Source organism: Chitinophaga sp. (assembly GCF_036566945.1).
GTDB lineage: Bacteria > Bacteroidota > Bacteroidia > Chitinophagales > Chitinophagaceae > Chitinophaga.
In genome coordinates this window covers 1-1,605 of record NZ_DATCVJ010001094.1, presented here as the reverse complement: position 1 = coordinate 1,605, position 1,605 = coordinate 1, and the positions used below count along the sequence as shown (strand labels likewise).

The window sequence follows — 1,605 nt, the reverse complement described above, 5'->3', positions numbered from 1 at the left end:
TAAAAAATAATAGCGGAGGGGAAGGCCTTCGGCCTTTGTCTTTATTCAGGATTAAACTGATTTTGATGATTTTGATGATTTTAATTTTATTCAGAGTGATAAAGATATTTATCACTCTGAATAAAATTTATTGAGAAGATTTAAAAAAAATCATCCCAATCATCAAAATCAGTTTAATCCTGAATAAAGACAAGCGCCGCAGGCGCTCCCCTTCGCTCCTCAACAAAACATGGATACAACGAAGAACCCCTGGACCATTCATTCCAGGGAAACGAGATACGATAATAACTGGATCAGTATATGGCATCATGAAGGCTTGAATCCGGCGGGTGGTGCCGGTATTTATGGTGTGGTACATTTTAAGAACCTGGCCATAGGCGTGGTAGCCCTGGATGAGGAGATGAATATTTACCTGGTAGGGCAGTATCGTTTTCCTTTACAGCGATTTACATGGGAAATCCCGGAAGGTGGTGGCCCATTGGGACAAGATCCGTTGGACAGCGCCCAAAGGGAGCTGCTGGAAGAAACCGGGTTGGTGGCGGCACATTGGGAAGTGATTACCCGGATAGACTTGTCGAACTCCGTTTCCGATGAAGAAGGGGTGGTATTTCTGGCCAGAGGGCTGGAGCAGCGGGAGGCAGAGCCGGAAGATACGGAGCAGTTATATGTAAAAAAAATACCTTTTGAAGAAGCCTACCGTATGGTAAAAGACTTTGAAATCACCGATTCCTTATCGGTAGCGGCCATACAAAAAGTGAAGCTCATGGGCTATGAAGGCTTATTAAACAAATAAACCCGTTACCTTTGCAGCACATGGAAAGGAAATTTAACGCTTTCAAAGGTGAAAGAAGAGAAGGGCAGAGCGGCCCTAAAAAATATGCCACGCAGCGGCCAAAGCAATCTACCATGATTATTGGCCGGCAGCCTATGCTGGAAGCATTAAGCTCCGGTAAGTCTATTGAGCGCATTTTTATGCTGCGCACTGCCACGGGAGAAATCATCCCGCAAATAAGGGAAATGGCGCTGGCGAATAATATTCCGGTTAACTATGTACCGGTAGAAAAGCTCAACGGGCTTACACAAGCCAACCACCAGGGCGTGGTAGGTATTGCAGGTAATGTTACTTACCTGGATTTACAGGATGTGATTTCTCATGTAATAGACCAGGGAGAAACACCGTTGTTCCTGATCCTGGATGGTATTACAGATGTACGTAATATAGGCGCGATTGCCCGCAGTGCCGTTTGTTGCGGCGCTCAGGCCATCATTATTCCCGATAAAGGTATTGCCGCATTGAATGAAGAGGCGGTGAAATCCTCTGCAGGTGCCCTGGAAAAAATTTCCGTTTGCCGTGTTAACAGCCTGAATAAAGCGATTGATACCCTGCATCTCAACGGTATCAAAGTACTGGCGAGTGAAATGGAAACCGACATCAAGCTGTATGATTGTGACCTGAAAGAGCCGGTAGCCGTTATTATGGGATCGGAAGATAAAGGCGTTTACCCCGCACTGATCAAAGCATCTGATGTATTGTTTCGTATACCCATGGCCGGTAACTTCGAGTCGTTTAACGTATCGGTGGCCGCAGGAATTATTCTTTACGAA

2 protein-coding genes are annotated in these 1,605 nt (G+C 45.5%); both read left to right on the top strand.

Annotation, left to right across the window (positions count from 1 at the left end; all coding sequences use genetic code 11):
- Positions 1-229 precede the first annotated feature (229 nt).
- Positions 230-793, top strand: coding sequence for an NUDIX hydrolase (locus VIP81_RS32885; protein ID WP_331972306.1), 564 nt, complete (start codon positions 230-232; stop codon positions 791-793).
- Between the two features lie 20 nt (positions 794-813).
- Positions 814-1,605 (top strand): 23S rRNA (guanosine(2251)-2'-O)-methyltransferase RlmB (rlmB, locus tag VIP81_RS32880; protein WP_331972303.1); only part of this gene is annotated, 792 nt, incomplete at its 3' end.

Coding starts and splice junctions, on each gene's coding strand:
- VIP81_RS32885 (WP_331972306.1), top strand. CDS start 230: ATGGATACAACGAAGAACCCCTGGACCATTCATTCCAGGGAAACGAGA.